We start from the raw sequence: 18,605 nt of genomic DNA, 5'->3' as shown, positions 1-18,605 counted from the left end.
TCGGGAGCGCGTAGAATCGGGCAGGGCCATGGCAGGCATGGCTCGCGCGGCACCGAATTGCCGATTGACCGATTTGCCCAAACGGCCCCGATGCATACCGTCACCATCGTCCTCATCATGCTGCTGGCGGTCGTCGCCAGCAGTTTCGTTTCCCGCATGCTGCCGCTCAAGGTGCCGCTGCCCCTGGTGCAGATCGCGGCCGGCGCGGGTCTGTCCTACGGATTCGGCATCAGCGTGCCGCTCGATCCGGAATTCTTCTTCCTCTTCTTCATCCCGCCGCTGCTGTTCCTAGACGGCTGGCGCATTCCCAAGAGTGCCTTCTTCCGCGACGCGCGTCCCATCATGACGCTGGCGATCGGCCTCGTGCTGTTCACCGTGGTCGGCGTCGGCTACTTCGTGCACTGGATGATTCCGGCGGTGCCGCTGGCGGCCGCGTTCGCACTGGCGGCCATTCTGTCGCCGACCGATCCGGTGGCGGTCTCGGCCATCGCTTCGCAGAGTCCGATCCCGTCGCGCCTGATGCACATCCTGGAAGGCGAGTCGCTGCTCAACGATGCGTCGGGCCTGGTCTGCTTCAATTTTGCGGTACTGGCGGTCATTACCGGCGCGTTTTCGCTGGTTGACGCCGGGCTGGATTTCCTGCAGGCGGCCGGCGGCGGGCTGGTGGCGGGCGTCGCGGTGGCGTGGCTGACCGGCATCCTCAACCGCTGGCTGGTGGCGGTGGCCGGCGAGGACCCGGGCACGCAGATCCTGATCAGCCTGCTGGTGCCGTTCGCGGCCTACATGGCGGCCGAGCATATCGGCGGATCGGGCATCCTGGCTGCTGCGGCGGCTGGTATCACGACCCATTACGCCGACCTGGTCGGACGTCGGCTGGCGGCCACGCGCATGCAGCGGCGCGCGGTGTGGGACACGATCCAGATGGCGCTGAACGGCGTGATCTTCGTGATCCTCGGCGCGCAGTTGCGCAGCACGGTCGAGGGATTGCCGCAGGTGGCGTCGGAACTGGGCCTGGGCAGCGCATGGTGGCTCGCGCTCTACGTGCTGGCGATCACGGCGGTGCTGGCGGCGCTGCGGTTCCTGTGGGTCTGGAGTTCGCTGAACCTGACGCTGTTCCGTCACCGCAACAAGGATGATGCCGACGATATCAAGGCGTCCTTCATCATGCTGCTGGTCACGGCCTTTGCCGGTGTGCGCGGTGCGCTGACGCTGGCCGGCATCCTGACACTGCCGTATCTGCTGCCGGACGGCGGTGCTTTCCCGGCACGCGATCTGCTGATTTTCCTCGCCAAGGGCGTGATCCTGCTGTCGCTGCTGACGGCCAGCATCGCCTTGCCGCTGCTGACACGCGATCTCGAAACGCTGCCGGAACCGGTGATCGGCGCGGGTGAAGGCCAGGCGCGCGCGGCAGCGGCCGAAGCGGCGCTGGCGAGATTGCGGCAGATCGGCGAGGGCATCACGGCTGCGGATGAAGCGCGTTCCGAGGCGGTCTCGCGCGTCATCGAGCTCTACCAGCGCCGGCTCGATTATGGCGGCAGCGACGGCGAGGAAGCCGCGCGCATCCTGGAGCTGGCCGAGGCCGAGCGCGCCTTCCGGCTCGAAGCGATCCGCGCCGAGCGCGACGAACTGTTCCAGATGTGGCTGACCGACAAGCTCGACGACTCGGTCCATCAGGGTCTGCTGCGCGAACTCGACCTGATCGAAAACGCCCTGAGCCGCGAACAGGCGCATTGACTTCCTGCCAACGTCCGCGGCCGCAAGCAGGGGCGGCGCGTGCCCTCTGCGGGTGCCTGATCTATAATGACGGCCCGCGATCTCCCGCCTGCGCCATGTTTTCCGCCGTCTTTGATGAGCGGGCAGCGCGGCCTTGCTTTGCGCTTGATTCCGACAGGCCACGACCTTGACCTACACCTACACCGTAAAAGAGATGTTCTACACCCTGCAGGGCGAAGGCGCGCACGCCGGCCGCCCGGCGGTGTTCTGTCGCTTTGCGGGATGCAACCTGTGGACCGGCCGCGAGAGCGACCGCGAGAAGGCGATCTGCCAATTCTGCGATACCGATTTCGTCGGCACCGACGGCGAGGGCGGCGGCAAGTTCGCCAATGCCGCGCAACTGGCGGCGACCGTCGATGCGCTGTGGCCGACCACCTATACCGCCAGCAAGTACGTGGTCTTCACCGGCGGCGAGCCGCTGCTGCAACTGGATGCCGCGCTGATCGATGCGATGCACGCGGCCGGCTTCGAGATCGCGATCGAGACCAACGGCACCCTGCCGGTGCCGGCAGGTATCGACTGGGTCTGCGTGAGTCCCAAGATGGGTTCCGAACTGGTGGTGAAGAAGGGCAGCGAGATCAAGGTCGTGATCCCGCAGGCGGAACAGTCGCTGGCGGCCTACGAAGGGCTGGATTTCCAGCATTTCTTCGTGCAACCGATGGATGGCCCGCTGGCCGAACAGAACACGAGACTCGCGATCGACGTCTGCAAGCGCAATCCGAAATGGAAGCTGAGCCTGCAGACCCATAAACTCCTACAGATACCGTAATCATGCTGACCATCACCCGCAAGCTGGAATTCGACGCCGGCCACCGCATCCCCGATCACAAGAGCCAGTGCCGCAATCTGCACGGTCATCGCTATACGCTCGAGATCACGCTGGTCGGCGAAGTCATCGACGTCGAGGGCAGTTCCGACAACGGCATGATCATGGACTTTTCCGACATCAAGACGCTCGCCAGGCAGCATCTGGTGGACGTCTGGGACCACGCCTTCCTGGTCTATGAAAAGGACGAGAAGGTGCGCGAATTCCTCGAAAGCATCCCGGGCCACAAGACGGTCGTCATCAAGCGCATCCCGACGGTCGAGAACCTTGCGCAGACCGCGTTCGAAATCCTGAATGCCGCCTACGTCGATCGCTACGGCACCGGCCTGCGCCTGCACAAGCTGGTGCTGCACGAAACGCCGAACTGCTGGGCCGAGATCACGGCCGGCGACTGACGGCACCGCACATGCAGGACGGTACCGTGCAGAATCGCAGCCGCGACATCCTCTTCATGCAGCAGGCGCTGATGCAGGCGCGCCATGCGTGGACGCTCGGCGAAGTACCGGTCGGCGCGGTCGTCGTCTGCGAGGGCGAGGTCATCGCCAGCGGCTACAACCAGCCGATCGGCACCCACGACCCGACCGCACATGCCGAGATCAGGGCGCTGCGCGCCGCCGCCGACATCCTCGGCAACTACCGTCTGCCGGGTTGCGAACTCTACGTCACGCTCGAACCCTGCGTGATGTGCGCCGGCGCCATGATCCATGCGCGGCTGGCGCGCGTGGTCTATGGCGCGACCGATCCCAAGACCGGCGCCTGCGGCTCGGTGCTCGACCTGTTCGCGCAGGAACGCCTCAATCATCACACCGAAGTCACGGGCGGCGTGCTGGCCGACGAGTGCGGCGAACTGCTGCGCGCCTTCTTCGCCGAACGCCGGCGCGCGGCGCAGGCATTGCGTCAGGCCGGCAGAGCCGATTCCTGAAGCGACTCCGCTTTTCAGCGGGAACCGCAGGCAGGGCGCGCGTTCCAAGCGCAATACGGCACGCCCGTCATGCATGCCGGTCAACTCGATTTTCAGCTGCGGCGATGGTATCGTGTCGTGGCAATGCCGCATGGCGTCAACCGTTTGAGAAAGTCCATCCTTGCCCATCGCCAAAGTCAACGAACTCGATATCTGGTACGACACCCAGGGAGATCCCTCTCATCCACCCATTCTGCTGATCGTCGGTCTCGGCATGCAGGCCGTGTCGTGGCCGGAATCGTTCTGCCGGTGCCTGGTGGAACGCGGCTTCTACGTGATCCGCTTCGACAACCGCGACAACGGCCTCTCGACCCATCTCGATCACTTGGGCAAGCCGAACACGCTGCTGGCGGTACTCAAGCTCGCGCTGCGCATGAAGCTGGCGGCCGGCTACCTGCTCGACGACATGGCGCGCGACGCGGTCGGACTGCTCGACGCGCTGCAGATCAGGCAGGCGCACGTGGTCGGTGCATCGATGGGGGGCATGATTGCGCAGATCGTCGCCGGCCGTTATCCCGAACGCACCTTGAGCCTGACTTCCATCATGTCCACCAGCGGCCGCCGCGGCCTGCCGCCGCCGACGCGCGCCGCGCGCAAGGTGCTGTTCGCGGCGCCGCCCGATCCGCTCAACCATGAAGGCGTGATCGCCCATTTCGTGCGCACCATGCAGGTCATCGGCAGCCCGGCCTATCCGACGCCGCCCGAGGCCCTGCGCGAGCGCGTGGCGCGCACCGTGCAGCGCAGCCTGGACCCGGTCGCCACCACACGCCAGCTGCTGGCGATCGGCGCCTCGGGCGACCGTGTGGCGCTGCTTGAAGCGCTGCGCGTGCCGACCCTGGTCATCCACGGCAAGGCCGACCCGCTGGTGCCGATCGAGGGCGGTCGCGACGTTGCTCAACTGGTGCCCGGCGCGGTCATGCACGAGATCGACGGCATGGGCCACGATCTGCCGGACCAGTTGAATCCGCAGCTGACGGCTCTGATCGCCGCGCATTGCCGTGCCGCCGAATTGCATCCGCAAGCGCAGCCGAGTGCGTATTCCGACATCGATGCCGACGCCCAGCTCGCCTGCCCATGAGTACAGAATTGAACCAGCGCCTGCGGACAACCCTGAATGCGCAGGACGGGCAGGGGCCGCGCGTGGCGATCGTCTCGCCGAGCGGCTACGCGCCCGATCCGGCGGCCGTCACGCGCGGCATTGCCACGCTGGAAGCGCAGGGCTGCCGCGTGCGCAACCTGACCGATCCGGCGCAGCGTTTCCACCGTTTCGGCGCCAGCGACGACCAGCGCATCGCGCAACTGCTGGCAGCGGCCAGCGATCCGGAGATCGACATCGTGCTCGCGCTGCGCGGCGGCTACGGCCTGACGCGGCTGCTGCCGGAGCTCGACCTCGGCCTGCTGGCGCGCAGCGGCAAGCTGTTCGTCGGCCACAGCGATTTCACGGCGCTGCAGATGGCGCTGCTGGCGCAGGAGGGCGGCATCAGCTTCTCGGGGCCGATGCTGTGCGACGACTTCGTGCGTACGCCCCCGAGCGATTTCACGCTGACGGACTTCTGGCAATGCCTGACTTCAGAGCGGCACGTCGTGCATGGCGGCGCGCCCGGCAATCCGGCGCTGGAGGTTGACGGCACGGTGTGGGGCGGCAATCTGGCGATGCTCACGCACCTGGTCGGCTCGCCTTGGCTGCCGGCGGTGGAGGGCGGCATCCTGTTCGTGGAAGACATCAACGAACACCCGTACCGCGTCGAGCGCATGCTGCTGCAACTGATGCATGCCGGCGTGCTGCAGCGCCAGCGCGCGGTGCTGCTCGGCGATTTCTCGGGTTATCGCCTGAGCGATTACGACAACGGTTACGACTTCGCGCAGATGCTGGACTGGCTGCGCGCCCACGTGCCGGTGCCCATCCTGGCCGGCTTTCCGGTCGGGCACGGTGCGGACAAGGCGACCGTGCCGGTCGGCGCGCCCGGCCGTCTCGTTTCCTCGGGCGAGCGCTTTTCCCTCACGGTTTCCGCCTATCCGTATCTGTCCCGCTAGTCCTCGTTCCGGTTGCGTGCGGCGCTTTCCCTCGGGAGGACGCCCCCGCGGATGATAGAATGGCGGGCTGTCAATCCTTATTCTGTGCAAAGGCTTTACCAAGTGTTATCTACCGCCAACATCACGATGCAGTTCGGCCCCAAGCCGCTGTTCGAAAACATTTCCGTCAAGTTCGGCGAAGGCAACCGCTACGGTCTGATTGGGGCCAACGGCTGCGGCAAATCGACCTTCATGAAAATCCTCGGCGGCGACCTCGAGCCGAGCGCCGGTAACGTCAGCCTCGACGTCAACGAACGCCTCGGCAAGCTGCGCCAGGACCAGTTCGCCTACGAGGAAATGCGCGTGCTCGACGTGGTCATGATGGGCCACACCGAAATGTGGGCGGCGATGTCCGAACGCGACGCAATCTATGCCAATCCGGATGCGACCGACGACGACTACATGAAGGCGGCCGACCTCGAAGCCAGGTTTGCGGAGTATGACGGCTACACGGCCGAAGCGCGCGCCGGCGAACTGCTGCTGGGCGTGGGCGTGCCGATCGAGCAGCACCAGGGACCGATGAGCGCAGTGGCGCCCGGCTGGAAGCTGCGCGTGCTGCTGGCGCAGGCGCTGTTCTCGAACCCGGACATCCTGCTGCTCGACGAACCGACCAACAACCTCGACATCGACACCATCCGCTGGCTGGAGAACGTGCTCAACGAGCGCAGCTCCACCATGATCATCATTTCCCACGATCGCCACTTCCTGAACCAGGTCTGCACGCACATGGCCGACATGGACTACGGCACGCTGAAGGTCTATCCGGGCAACTACGATGACTACATGCTGGCGTCGTCGCAGGCGCGTGCGCAGCAACTGGCGAACAATGCCAAGGCCAAGGAAAAGGTCGCGGAACTGCAGGACTTCGTGCGCCGCTTCTCGGCCAACAAGTCCAAGGCACGCCAGGCTACCTCGCGTGCCAAGCAGATCGAGAAGATCAAGGTCGAGGACGTCAAGCCGTCGAGCCGCCAGAACCCCTACGTGCGTTTCGAAGGCGAGAAGAAGCTGCACCGCCTTGCGGTTGAAACGCAGGGCATCACCAAGAAGTACGACCGCACCATCTTCGACAACTTCAGCATCATGGTCGAGGCCGGCGAGCGCATCGCCATCATCGGTGCCAACGGCGCAGGTAAAACCACGCTGCTGCGCTGCATCGGCGGCAAGGACATCACGGGACTCGATGCCGACAGCGGCATCGTCAAATGGGCCGAGAACGCCGACGTCGGCTACATGCCGCAGGATCCGACCGAGGAATTCGCCAGCGACAAGACGCTGACCGACTGGATGGGCCAGTGGACCAAGGAAGGCGACGACGACCAGGCCGTACGTTCGATTCTCGGCCGCTTGCTGTTCTCGGGCGACGACGTCAAGAAATCGGTCAAGGTGCTGTCGGGCGGCGAGAAGGGCCGCATGATGTACGGCAAGCTGATGCTGGGCCGCCACAACGTGCTGCTGCTCGACGAGCCGACCAACCACATGGATATGGAATCCATCGAATCGCTGAACATCGCGCTCGAAAAATACGCGGGCACGCTGGTCTTCGTCTCGCATGATCGCGAATTCGTTTCCTCCCTGGCAACGCGCATCCTCGAAGTCAAGGATGGCGCGGTCATCGACTTCCAGGGCAGCTACGAGGAATACCTGACCAGCCAGGGCATCGAGTAAGCATCGTCGGCGCGGGGAGGGGTGTCTCCTCCCCGCGTGGATGCAATGGTGCTTTCCACTTGCATTTTCCCCCGTCACCGCCAACTGTGTTTGGCGCTACAATCTGCCCCACGCGAACGCTCATTTGTTGCGCTTCATGAAACACCGGAAACATCGTTTCTCCTTCGTATTCAATCAGACGACCAGCCATGCAGAATCAGCCAATCAAGACCGTTGAATTCGAACTGCCCGTGATGGAAAGCGGCACCAGTTGTGTTGCGCACGCCTGGGCAAAGATACCGCTGTCGCCATCGCCCGAGGAAAAGGTCGCCCTCAAGGAGCGCATCAAGCGCCTGCTCAAGGAGCGCGAGGCGGTGCTGGTCGCGCATTACTACGTCGATTCCGAACTGCAGGACCTGGCCGAGGAAACCGGCGGCTGCGTTTCCGATTCGCTCGAGATGGCGCGTTTCGGCCGCGATCATCCGGCCAAGACGCTGGTGGTGGCCGGCGTCAAGTTCATGGGCGAGACCGCCAAGATCCTGAGCCCCGAGAAAACCATTCTGATGCCCGATCTGGACGCGACCTGTTCGCTCGATCTCGGCTGTCCGGTGGATGAATTCAACGCTTTCTGCGATGCGCATCCGGACCGTACCGTGGTGGTCTATGCCAACACCAGCGCCGCCGTGAAGGCGCGCGCCGACTGGATGGTGACCTCGTCGATCGGCCTCAAGATCGTCGAGCACCTGCATGCGCAGGGCAAGAAGATCCTGTGGGCGCCCGACAAGCACCTGGGCAGCTACATCCAGAAGCAGACCGGCGCCGACATGCTGCTGTGGCAGGGTTCGTGCCTGGTGCACGACGAATTCAAGGCGATCGAACTCGAACTGCTGAAGAAGGAACACCCGCAGGCCAAGGTGCTCGTGCACCCGGAATCGCCGGCCGCCGTGGTGGCGCTGGCCGATGCGATCGGCTCGACCTCGCAGCTGATCCACGCTGCGCAAACCATGGACGCGCCGGAATTCATCGTCGCCACCGACAACGGCATCCTGCACAAGATGAAAGCCGCCGCACCCGGCAAGATTTTCATCGACGCGCCGACTGCCGGTAACGCCGCGACCTGCAAGAGTTGCGCGCATTGCCCGTGGATGGCGATGAACGGCCTGCAGAACCTGGCCGACGTGCTGGAAACCGGCCGCAACGAAATCCATGTCGATCCGGAAATCGGCCGCAAGGCGACCGTCTGCATTGACCGCATGCTCGACTTCGCCGCCGCGCAGAAGGCCAACGTTCGGCCCTCGTCGGACCTGGCGAAGGAACAACCACTCTTTTCGGGAATAGGACCGGCATGAGCCTGCTGCGCAATCCGTTCGCGCCATTCGACGACGCACTCAAGGCGGCATTCGAAGCCAACATCGCCGCCGCGCTGGCCGAGGACATCGGCAGCGGCGACGTCACCGGCCGACTGGTGCCGGAACAGGAAATCGTCAAGGCGCGTGTGATCGTGCGCGAAGAAGCCGTGCTGTGCGGTGCACCGTGGTTCGAAGCCGTCATGAAGCAGCTCGACGCGCGCATCTGCATCACCTGGCAGTACGGCGAGGGTGATCTGATGCGCGCCGACAGCGAAGTCTGTGCGATCGAGGCACCGGCGCGCGCGCTGCTGACAGCCGAGCGCAGCGCGCTGAACTTCATGCAGTTGCTGTCGGGCGTGGCGAGCGCCACGCGCCGTTACGCCGACCTGATCGCGCATACCAAGGCGGCCGTGCTCGACACGCGCAAGACGCTGCCGGGCCTGCGCCTGGCGCAGAAATACGCAGTGCGTGTCGGTGGCGGCAAGAACCAGCGCCTGGCGTTGTACGACGGCATCCTGATCAAGGAAAACCACATCGCCGCGGCTGGCGGCGTGCGCGCCGCCATGCTGGCCGCGCATGCGCTGGATGCCGGCGTGCCGATCCAGATCGAGGTCGAGACGCTGGCGCAACTGGCCGAGGCGCTCGAAGCCGGTGCGACCTCGGTGCTGCTCGACAATTTCTCGCTCGAGATGATGCGTGAAGCGGTCGCCTTGACCGCCGGCCGCGCGCTGCTCGAAGCCTCGGGCGGCATCAATCACGAAAGCATCGTGGCGATTGCCGAGACCGGCGTCGATCGTATTTCGATCGGTTCGCTGACGAAGGACGTGAAGGCGACGGATTATTCTCTGCGCATCGTCGAGTAAATCGTTCTGACACAACAAAAAAGCCGTTCGTTTGAACGGCTTTTTTATTCCCCATGAGTGCTTCAGTCCGGCGACAACACGCTCGGCAACGCCTTCGGCAGCGTGTCCGGATAATCGCGGCTGAAGTGCAGGCCACGGCTTTCGCGGCGCGACAACGCGCTGTTGACGATCAGCGAGGCCACTTCGACCAGATTGCGCAGTTCCAGCAGGTCGGGCGTGATGCGGAAGTTGGCGTAGTACTCGTCGATCTCTTCCTTCAGCAGGCGGATGCGGTGCTGGGCGCGTTGCAGGCGCTTGGTGGTGCGCACGATGCCGACGTAGTTCCACATGAAGCGGCGCAGTTCTTCCCAGTTGTTGGCGATGATGACTTCCTCGTCGGCATCGGTGACGCGGCTTTCGTCCCAGGCGGGCAGGGTAGGCAGCTTGAGCTTGGGCTGCTCGGCGATGTAGTGGGCGGCGGCACGGCCCAGCACCAGGCATTCGAGCAGCGAATTGCTGGCGAGGCGGTTGGCGCCGTGCAGGCCGGTGCAGGTCGCTTCGCCGACTGCGTAGAGGCCCGGCAGGTCGGTGCGGCCCGACAGGTCGGTGATGATGCCGCCGCAGGTGTAGTGCGCGGCCGGCACCACGGGGATCGGCTGCTTGGTGATGTCGATGCCGAGTTGCAGGCAGCGCGCCATGATGGTCGGGAAATGCTCCTGCAGGAATTCCGGCGACTTATCGCTGATGTCGAGATCGACGTAGTCGAGGCCGCGCTTCTTCATCTCGGCATCGATGGCGCGCGCCACAATGTCGCGCGGCGCCAGTTCTGCGCGTTCGTCGTGCGCCGGCATGAAGCGCTTGCCGGCATTGCGGCCGGCACTCTGCGGCAGCTTTAGCACGCCGCCTTCGCCGCGCACGGCTTCCGTGATCAGGAAGGACTTGGCGTAAGGGTGGTAGAGACAGGTCGGATGGAACTGGATGAATTCCATGTTGGCGATGCGGCAGCCGGCGCGCCAGGCCATCGCGATGCCGTCGCCGGTGGCCGTATCGGGATTGGTGGTGTAGAGATAGACCTTGCCGGCGCCACCGGTGGCCAGCACCGTGTGTTCGGCGGCGATGGTGATGACCTTGCCGCTCTTGACGTCCTGTACATAGACACCAAGGCAGCGCGGTACGCCCGGCTTTTTGGTCTTGCTCTCGACGGCGTCGGAGGTAATGACGTCGATCGCGTAATGATGTTCGAGCAGCGTGATGTTCGGGTGGTTGCGCACCTTCTGCTCGAGCGTGACCTGCACCGCGTGGCCGGTGGCATCGGCGGCGTGGATGATGCGGCGCTGGCTGTGGCCGCCTTCGCGCGTCAGGTGAAAGCCGAGTTCGGCGGTGGCGTCCGGGGTGAAGGGGACGCCCTGCGCGATCAGCCATTCGATGGCGGCACGGCCGTTCTCGACGATGAAGCGGGTCGCGGTCTCGTCGCACAGGCCGCCGCCGGCGACCAAGGTGTCGGCCACGTGTTCATCGACGCTGTCGTGCGAATCGAGCACCGCGGCGATTCCGCCCTGCGCCCAGCTGCTGGCGCCGTCGAGCAGGGTGCGCTTGGAGATCACGGCGACCTTGCGGGTCTCTGCCAGGTGCAGGGCGACGGAAAGGCCCGCCAGGCCGCTGCCTACGATCGCGACATCAAATTTCATATGAGGTGCCGGTAAGAAAAAATCCAAAGCTCATGACTATATTCCATTTGCGTGCGCTTGGCGTAAAACCTCCATGGCGGCAGGGACGTGTCGGCATGGGGGCAGGATTCAGTCGGGGAGTTCGCTGTTGAGGGAGAACACGTGGGTGCTGCGGATCAGCGCTTCGGCTTCGGCCGTCAACAGCGGAGGCGAGAACAGATAGCCCTGGCCCAGGGTGCAGCCCATCTTCTGCAGTTCCTCGATCTGTGCCATGGTTTCCACGCCTTCGGCGACGGTTTCCAGGTGCAGGGTCTTGGCCAGCGCCATCATCAGGCGGATGATTTCCATGTCGCTCTGGTTGGAGCCCAGGCCCTGCACGAAAGCCTTGTCGATCTTGAGGATATCGATCGGCAGCCGCTGCAGGTAGGCCAGTGACGAATAGCCGGTGCCGAAATCGTCGAGCGCCAGCCGCAGGCCGAGTTTCTTGAGCAGCGACAGCGTTTCCATGGTCTGCATCGGATTGGCCATGGCCGAGGTTTCGGTCAGTTCGAGCTCCATGGTGCCGGGCCGTACGCCGCTGGAGTCGAGGATCTCGCGCACCTGCGTGAAGAAGGTGGTCTGCAGCAGTTGCCGCATCGAGACGTTGACTGCCAGCGACATCTTGCCGATGCCGGGGTAGCGCTGCTGCCAGGTCGCCAGCTGGCGGCACGCCTGTTCCAGCGCCCAGATGCCGATCGGCACCATCATGCCCGAGGCTTCGGCGATCGGGATGAAGTCGCTCGGCGAGATGCTGCCGTACTCGGGGCTGTCCCAGCGCATCAGCACCTCGAAGCCCTCGACGCTGCCGTCGGTCAGCGAGACCTTGGGCTGATAGACCAGCGACAGTTCGTTGCGCTCGAGCGCGAAGCGCAGCGCGACGTCCATGCGCGCATGGCGCGTCAGCTTGATCTGCATGGCGGCGTCGTAGATCTCGGCGCGGTTGCGGCCACGCTCCTTGGCCTGGTACATGGCGGCGTCGGCGTCGCGGATCAGGTCGGCCGGCGTCAGGTGGTCTTCGGTCAGCTGCGCGATGCCGATGCTGGTCTGCAGCTTGACGGAGACGTCGTCGATGATCAGGCGCTCGGAAACCGCGCGCATGACCTTGTTGGCCTTGACGGCTGCTTCGGCCAGCGTGGCGTTGGTCAGGATCGCGAACTCGTTGCCGCCGAAGCGCGCCACGAAGTCCTTCTGCGGCAGCGAGGCGATGATGCGCTTGCTGATCTCGATCAGGCACTTGTCGCCGAAATCGTGGCCGTGGGTGTCGTTGAGGCTCTTGAAGAAATCGAGATCGAGGAACAGCAGCGTCAGGCTGGCCTGGCGCTGGCGACTGGCGACCATGGCGGCATCCAGCGTGTTGACCAGGTAGCGGCGGTTCGGCAGTTCGGTCAGTATGTCGTGCAGCGCCTGATATTCGATCTGCAGCTCGTATTTCTTGCGCTTGGTGATGTCGCGCGTGACGCCGAGCACGCCGATGATGCGGCCGCCGGCATCTGGCAGCGGATACTTGCTGGTGTGGAACCAGCGGTCGATCTCGTTGCGCCAGAAGCCACGGCCCTCGATGTCGAGCAGCGGCTGGCCGGTGCGCATGACCTGTTCGTCCTGTTCGCGAATCTCGTCGGCGATGTCGAGCGCGCTCATTTCGTCGCCCTGATTTGCCGTCTGCAGGCACAGATCGTAGGTGGTCTTGCCGCGCAACTCGTCTTCGTTGCGATAGCCGAAGCGCTGCTGAAAGCGCTGGTTGCTGATCGTGAAGCGGCCTTCGGCATCCTTGGCATAGATCATCGACGGATTGAGATCGAGCACGGCGCGCAGCAGGGCGGTTTCTTCCTGCAGCTTGAGTTCGACATTCTTGCGCAGGGTCACGTCCTCGATGCTGAAGATCATGCCGGCGATGGCGGAGTCGTGCAGCATGTTGTAGCCGCGCGTCTCGAGCCAGACCCAGTGGCCGTCGCGATGCTGCATGCGGTGCCGCGAGAACACCTCGCTGTGCGGTGTGTCGCGCAAATGATGCATTTTCTCGCGATGCTCTTCCAGATCGTCCGGATGGACCGCGGGGCGGATGTTGCCTTCCGCCAGTTCCTCGAAGCTGTAGCCGATCACCTCCTGCAGGGCAGGGTTGGCAAACTTGAGGTGAAACTGGCGGTCTGTGATGATGAAGACATGGCGCGTGACGCGCACGATGGCATCGAAACGGCGTTCGTTGGTGCGGATCTTCTCGAGCGCCACGCGGTTCAGATGCAGGGTCCGCGCCAGCAGCAGCGACAGGAAGCCGATCGACAGCGTGGCGAACAGGTCCGGCGCCCATTCGCCAACGGTCGCGGATTCGTGGAAGTTCAACTGATAGCCGACGAAGGCCAGCACGATGATGACGACCGCCGCAATGCGCTCCCTGAGCACCAGCGGGAAGACGCCGGCGATGGCGATCAGCCAGGGAATCGGGCTGACCGGGAACTCCTTGAGCAGCGAGAAGGCGACGATGGCGGCCGTGACCGCAGCCAATTCCAGCAGCAGGAACGGCTGGCTCAGCAGGAAGCTGGTGCGTAGCCAGAAATAACGAAGGAAGGATGCCAGCAGCGTGAAGGCCACGGCGACGATGGCGCCTGTGCCCAGATGCGACAGCAGCACCTGGTGCGAGACGACCTGCATGGCGATGTGCAGCAGCAGCGTCGCATGCAGCAACAGCGAGCCGACACGGAAGATGTCGCTGCCCGCATAGACGGCAAGAGGACGGAGTGCCTTTGCCTTCATCGTTCCCCGGCAACGGTCTTGACGCGAGCGGCGGCATCGCGCGCCCGCGCCCTGGCGGTATCGACGTCCTGCGCATGGGCCAATGCCACGCCCATGCGGCGTCGCGCAAAGGACTCCGGCTTGCCGAACAGGCGCAGATCGGCCCCTTCGACGCACAGTGCGTCCGCTACACCCTCGAAAGCGATCGGCTTGCCATCGTGCCTGCCATAGACCACGGCCGAGGCGCCGGGCGAAGACAGCGCGGCATTGACCGGCAGACCGAGAATCGCGCGAGCATGCAGTTCGAATTCGTTCTGGCGCTGCGTGACCATGGTCACCATGCCGGTATCGTGCGGACGCGGGCTGACTTCCGAGAACCAGACCTGATCGCCCTTGACGAACAGCTCGACCCCGAACAGGCCGAGCCCGCCGAGGTTTTCCGTGACCTTGCGCGCAATGTCGTGCGCCGCCTGCAGTGCGGCCGGCGGCATCGCCTGCGGCTGCCACGATTCGACGTAATCGCCATTGTCCTGCAGGTGGCCGATCGGTTCGCAGAAATGGGTCTGTACCTGTCCATCCTTGCCGAGCGCACGCACCGTCAGCAGCGTGATTTCATAGTCGAAGTCGATGAAGCCCTCGACGATCACGCGGCCGGAATCGACACGGCCGCCGGCGGCTGCGTTCTCCCATGCGGTTTCGACCTCTTCAAGCGAGCGCACCTTGCTCTGTCCCTTACCCGACGACGACATGACCGGCTTGACCATACAGGGGAAACCGACCTCGGTGCAGCCAAGCTGCAGTTCTTCCAGGCTGTCCGCAAAGCGGTAGGGCGAGGTGGCGACGCCGAGTTCCTCCGCGGCAAGACGGCGGATGCCTTCGCGGTCCATGGTCAGCCAGGTGGCGCGCGCGGTGGGCACCACACGCACGCTGCCGGCCTTTTCCAGTTCGAGCAGGGCCGGCGTGGCGATGGCTTCGATCTCCGGCACCACGAGGTCGGGTTTTTCCTGGTTGATGAGGGCGGCCAGTTGCACCTCATCGGTCATGTCGATCACATAGCTGCGATGCGCGACCTGGTGGCCCGGGGCATTCTGGTAGCGGTCAACCGCGATCACCTCGATACCCAGCCGTTGCAGGGCGATGATGACTTCCTTGCCGAGCTCTCCCGAGCCGAGCAGCATGACCTTGGTGGCAAGCGGAGACAGTGGCGTGCCGATGCGAAGAGGGGAAAGGCTGGTGTTGCGTGTATTCATGTTGAAGAGGGCGGATGCACCTTTTTCAGGCACAGATTCGTTGACGACCCGACAATACCAAATTGCGCGGGATTTGCACAGGGAAAACCGGGTTCGATACAGCCAAAGCAGCGCGCGGATATAAAAAAGGCTGCCAGCATATTGCCTGGCAGCCAATTGCAACTCCCGGATCAGAGGAGATTACAGTAAGACAAACTCAATCATTGGCGTAAATGTCGTTGTCCTTGGTTTCCTTGACGAACAGCAGGCCGACCACGAAGGTGATCAGGGCCACGATGATCGGATACCAGAGACCGTAGTAGATATCGCCCTTGAAGGCCACCAGCGCGAAGGCCGTGGTCGGCAGCAGGCCGCCGAACCAGCCGTTACCGATGTGATACGGCAGCGACATGGAGGTATAGCGGATGCGGGTCGGGAACATCTCCACCAGCATGGCGGCGATCGGGCCATAGACCATGGTCACGTACAGCACCAGGATGAACAGCAGCAGCAGCGTCATGCCGTAGTTGATCTGGTCGGGATCGGCCTTGGTCGGATAGCCGTGGGCCTTGATGGCGTCGGTCAGTTCCTTGGTGAAGGCCTTGTCCTTCTCGGCGGCTTCTTCCTTGGACAGGCCATTGGCGTCATACGAGTTCAGCACGGTATCGCCGATCTTGACGGTGGCAACGGTGCCCGCAGGCGCATCGACGTTCGAGTAGTTGACCGAGGCGGCCGCCAGCTTGCCCTTGGCGATGTCGCAGGACGAGGTGAACTTCTTGGTGCCGGTCGGGTTGAACTGGAACTGGCAGGTGTTCGGATCGGCCGTCACCACCACTGGCGAGCTTTGCTGTGCGGCTTCCAGCGCCGGGTTGGCGTAGTGGGTCAGCGCGCTGAAGATCGGGAAGTAAGTGACTGCGGCGATCAGGCAGCCGCCGAGGATGATCGGCTTGCGGCCGATACGGTCCGACAGCGAGCCGAAGATCACGAAGAACGGCGTGGCCAGCAGCAGCGAGGCGGCGATCAGGATGTTGGCGGTGGCGCCGTCAACCTTGAGCGTCTGCGTCAGGAAGAACAGCGCATAGAACTGGCCGGTGTACCAGACCACGGCCTGGCCGGCGGTCAGGCCGATCAGCGCCAGGATCACGATCTTCAGGTTCTTCCACTGTGCGAAGGCTTCGGTCAGCGGAGCCTTGGAGGTCTTGCCCTCGGCCTTCATCTTGACGAAGGCAGGCGATTCATTCATCGACATGCGAATCCAGACCGAGATGCCGAGCAGGAAGATCGAGATCAGGAACGGAATGCGCCAGCCCCATGCAGCGAATTCTTCTTCGCCGACGGCGGTACGCGTGCCGAGAATGATCAGCAGCGACATGAACAGGCCCATGGTCGCCGTGGTCTGGATCCACGAGGTGAAGGCGCCGCGCTTGCCGTGCGGGGCATGCTCGGCCACGTAGGTGGCTGCGCCGCCGTACTCACCGCCGAGCGCCAGACCCTGCAGGATGCGCAGGATGATCAGGATGATCGGAGCGGCGATGCCGATGGATTCGTAGTTGGGCAGCAGGCCGACGATGAAGGTCGAGGCGCCCATGATGACGATGGTGACGAGGAAGGTGTATTTGCGGCCGATCAGATCGCCGAGGCGGCCGAACACGATGGCGCCGAACGGACGCACGATGAAGCCGGCGGCAAATGCCAGCAGCGCGAAGATGAAGGCGGTGTTCGGATCGGTGCCGGCAAAGAACTGCTTGGCGATGATGGCTGCGAGCGAACCGTAGAGGTAAAAGTCATACCATTCGAAAACGGTACCCAGCGATGAAGCGAAGATGACCTTTCTTTCTTCCGGCGTGATGCCTGCCCGGACGGGTGTGGATGTCGCCATGAGGGTCTCCTGAAGTTTATTAATCTTGTATGTGCGTTGAAAAAAATTGCACACGGTGTTTACGGGCGGAAGTGTGCGACGAAAAACTTACGCAATGCTTGCGCCAGTCTTACGTAACGCTTACATCCTGCAATGGCCGGCAACGGCGGTGGAATTGAAGGGATGGAGCGATGCCGCCGCGGGCGGCGCCGATGTCATGCTTTAGAATGACGATCCTTGTACATACGCTTTCCGGTTCCTATTCATGACTGCCGCATCGACCTCCATCCCCATTCCTTTTCTTGAAGAACTCGGCATCTCGGTTGTCGAATCCGGCAACGGTCTGGCCGAGGTCGAGCTGACCCTCGCACATCGTCATCTCAATAGCTGGCATGTCGCGCATGGCGGCGTGGTCATGACCATGCTGGACAATGTGATGTCGCTGGCCGGCCGCTCGCTCGATCCTGAGATACGCAGCGGCGTCACGATCGAGATGAAAACCAGCTTCATGCAGCCGGGCGGCACCGAAGGCAGCGTGCTGCGTGCCAGGGGCAAGGTGCTGCATGCCTCGTCCAGCATTTATTTCTGCGAAGGTGAACTGTGGAATGGCGAGCGCCTGGTGGCGAAGGCCGCCGGCACCTTCAAGTTCATTCGCCGCGCAGAGGTGGGCCGGAAACTCTCCGGGACCGAACAGGGGACATCGCGGTGACCGAGTTCGCAGGGCGGGTCGTCGTCATTACCGGCGCCGCCAGCGGTTTCGGCAGGGAGTTCGCGCGTCTTGGCGCGCGGCTCGGCATGCGTCTGGTACTGGCCGATATCGAACCCGCCGCCCTCGCACTGATCGAGACGGAGCTGTGCGAGGCCGGCGCGGAAGTACTGGCGCTGCACTGCGACGTCAGCCGTGCCGAGCAGGTTCAGGCACTGGCCGATGCCGCGATGACGCGCTTTGGCGTCGTGCACCTGCTGTTCAACAACGCCGGTGTCGGCGCCGGCGGCCTGATCTGGGAAAACTCGGAAGCCGACTGGGACTGGCTGCTCGGCGTCAACCTGTTCGGCGTGATCCATGGCGTGCGCATCTTCACGCCGCTGATGCTGGCAGCCGCCAGGGAAAATCCCGGCTATCGCGGCCACATCGTCAATACCGCCTCGGTGGCCGGTCTGCAGAATGCGCCGACCATGGGCATTTACAACGTCTCCAAGCATGCCGTCGTGTCGCTGACCGAAACCCTGTACCAGGACCTGCAACTGATCGAAGCACCGATCGGCGTATCGCTGCTGTGTCCGTACTTCGTGCCGACCGGCATTCATGACTCGGCGCGCAATCGCGCCGATGGCGAGACCACGGTGCCGACCGTCAGCCAGCGCACCGCGCAGGCCTTCTCGGAAAAAGCGGTGCTGGCAGGCAAGGTCAGCGCCGCGCAGGTGGCGACCCAGGCCTTCGATGCGATACGCGAAGGGCGCTTCTATGTGTATTCGGAACAGGAACCGCTGGAGAACGCACGCCGGCGCATGGAAGACCTGATCGAAGGCCGCAATCCGCGCGATCCTTATGATGCGGTGCCGCATGTGCGCGAGTTGCTGCGCACTCGGCTGAAGGGCTGACGACGGCGCCAGATT

Annotated in this window: 15 protein-coding genes; 11 read left to right on the top strand and 4 right to left on the bottom strand. The window is 63.8% G+C overall.

Annotated features, from left to right (window positions below):
- Positions 1-90: 90 nt before the first annotated feature.
- From IEV38_RS04910 to nadC, 9 genes are all read left to right on the top strand, one after another.
- Positions 91-1,734: a Na+/H+ antiporter gene (locus tag IEV38_RS04910; protein WP_188395061.1), complete on the top strand. Its 1,644-nt coding sequence runs from the start codon at positions 91-93 to the stop codon at positions 1,732-1,734.
- Between the two features lie 193 nt (positions 1,735-1,927).
- Positions 1,928-2,542, top strand: a complete 615-nt coding sequence (gene queE, locus IEV38_RS04905; RefSeq protein WP_188395442.1) for a 7-carboxy-7-deazaguanine synthase — start codon at positions 1,928-1,930, stop codon at positions 2,540-2,542.
- A 2-nt stretch (positions 2,543-2,544) separates the two neighbouring features.
- On the top strand, positions 2,545-2,994 hold the full coding sequence (gene queD, locus IEV38_RS04900) for a 6-carboxytetrahydropterin synthase QueD (RefSeq protein WP_188395060.1): 450 nt from the start codon (positions 2,545-2,547) through the stop codon (positions 2,992-2,994).
- Positions 2,995-3,005: 11 nt separating this feature from the next.
- Complete coding sequence (gene tadA, locus IEV38_RS04895) at positions 3,006-3,521, top strand: tRNA adenosine(34) deaminase TadA (protein WP_188395059.1); 516 nt, start codon at positions 3,006-3,008, stop codon at positions 3,519-3,521.
- 160 nt (positions 3,522-3,681) lie between these two features.
- Entirely contained in the window at positions 3,682-4,638 is a 957-nt protein-coding gene (locus IEV38_RS04890) for an alpha/beta fold hydrolase (RefSeq protein WP_188395058.1), read from the top strand.
- The gene (gene ldcA, locus IEV38_RS04885; protein ID WP_188395057.1) at positions 4,635-5,594 is read left to right on the top strand and encodes a muramoyltetrapeptide carboxypeptidase; all 960 of its coding nucleotides are present in this window, start codon (positions 4,635-4,637) and stop codon (positions 5,592-5,594) included. The genes IEV38_RS04890 and ldcA overlap by 4 nt, the downstream gene beginning before the upstream one ends.
- Positions 5,595-5,696: 102 nt before the next feature.
- On the top strand, positions 5,697-7,298 hold the full coding sequence (locus tag IEV38_RS04880) for an ABC-F family ATPase (protein ID WP_188395056.1): 1,602 nt from the start codon (positions 5,697-5,699) through the stop codon (positions 7,296-7,298).
- A gap of 188 nt (positions 7,299-7,486) precedes the next feature.
- Positions 7,487-8,626, top strand: coding sequence for a quinolinate synthase NadA (gene nadA, locus IEV38_RS04875; RefSeq protein WP_188395055.1), 1,140 nt, complete (start codon positions 7,487-7,489; stop codon positions 8,624-8,626).
- Positions 8,623-9,489 (top strand): carboxylating nicotinate-nucleotide diphosphorylase, encoded by an 867-nt coding sequence (nadC, locus tag IEV38_RS04870; RefSeq protein WP_188395054.1) that lies wholly within the window; start codon positions 8,623-8,625, stop codon positions 9,487-9,489. The genes nadA and nadC overlap by 4 nt, the downstream gene beginning before the upstream one ends.
- A 62-nt stretch (positions 9,490-9,551) precedes the next feature.
- Here nadC and nadB read toward each other — a convergent pair whose 3' ends face one another.
- From nadB to IEV38_RS04850, 4 genes are all read right to left on the bottom strand, one after another.
- Positions 9,552-11,156: an L-aspartate oxidase gene (nadB, locus tag IEV38_RS04865; protein ID WP_188395053.1), complete on the bottom strand. Its 1,605-nt coding sequence runs from the start codon at positions 11,154-11,156 to the stop codon at positions 9,552-9,554.
- 108 nt (positions 11,157-11,264) lie between these two features.
- On the bottom strand, positions 11,265-13,922 hold the full coding sequence (locus tag IEV38_RS04860; RefSeq protein WP_188395052.1) for an EAL domain-containing protein: 2,658 nt from the start codon (positions 13,920-13,922) through the stop codon (positions 11,265-11,267).
- Entirely contained in the window at positions 13,919-15,151 is a 1,233-nt protein-coding gene (gene purT / locus IEV38_RS04855; protein ID WP_188395051.1) for a formate-dependent phosphoribosylglycinamide formyltransferase, read from the bottom strand. Before purT ends, IEV38_RS04860 begins: the two co-directional genes overlap by 4 nt.
- 196 nt (positions 15,152-15,347) lie before the next feature.
- Positions 15,348-17,009 carry an MFS transporter gene (locus tag IEV38_RS04850; RefSeq protein ID WP_188395050.1) on the bottom strand — a complete coding sequence of 554 codons (1,662 nt, stop codon included), beginning with the start codon at positions 17,007-17,009 and terminating at the stop codon, positions 15,348-15,350.
- A 244-nt stretch (positions 17,010-17,253) separates the two neighbouring features.
- Here IEV38_RS04850 and IEV38_RS04845 point away from each other — a divergent pair, with 244 nt between their 5' ends.
- Both IEV38_RS04845 and IEV38_RS04840 read left to right on the top strand, forming a co-directional pair.
- Positions 17,254-17,697: a PaaI family thioesterase gene (locus IEV38_RS04845; RefSeq protein ID WP_188395049.1), complete on the top strand. Its 444-nt coding sequence runs from the start codon at positions 17,254-17,256 to the stop codon at positions 17,695-17,697.
- On the top strand, positions 17,694-18,590 hold the full coding sequence (locus tag IEV38_RS04840) for an SDR family oxidoreductase (protein ID WP_188395048.1): 897 nt from the start codon (positions 17,694-17,696) through the stop codon (positions 18,588-18,590). The genes IEV38_RS04845 and IEV38_RS04840 overlap by 4 nt, the downstream gene beginning before the upstream one ends.
- The last annotated feature ends 15 nt before the right edge of the window (positions 18,591-18,605 follow it).

The sequence above is a fragment of the Oxalicibacterium flavum genome, from assembly GCF_014635065.1.
GTDB lineage: Bacteria > Pseudomonadota > Gammaproteobacteria > Burkholderiales > Burkholderiaceae_D > Oxalicibacterium > Oxalicibacterium flavum.
The sequence above is the reverse complement of the archived record's forward strand: the minus strand, read 5'-3'. Positions and strand labels throughout refer to the sequence as shown.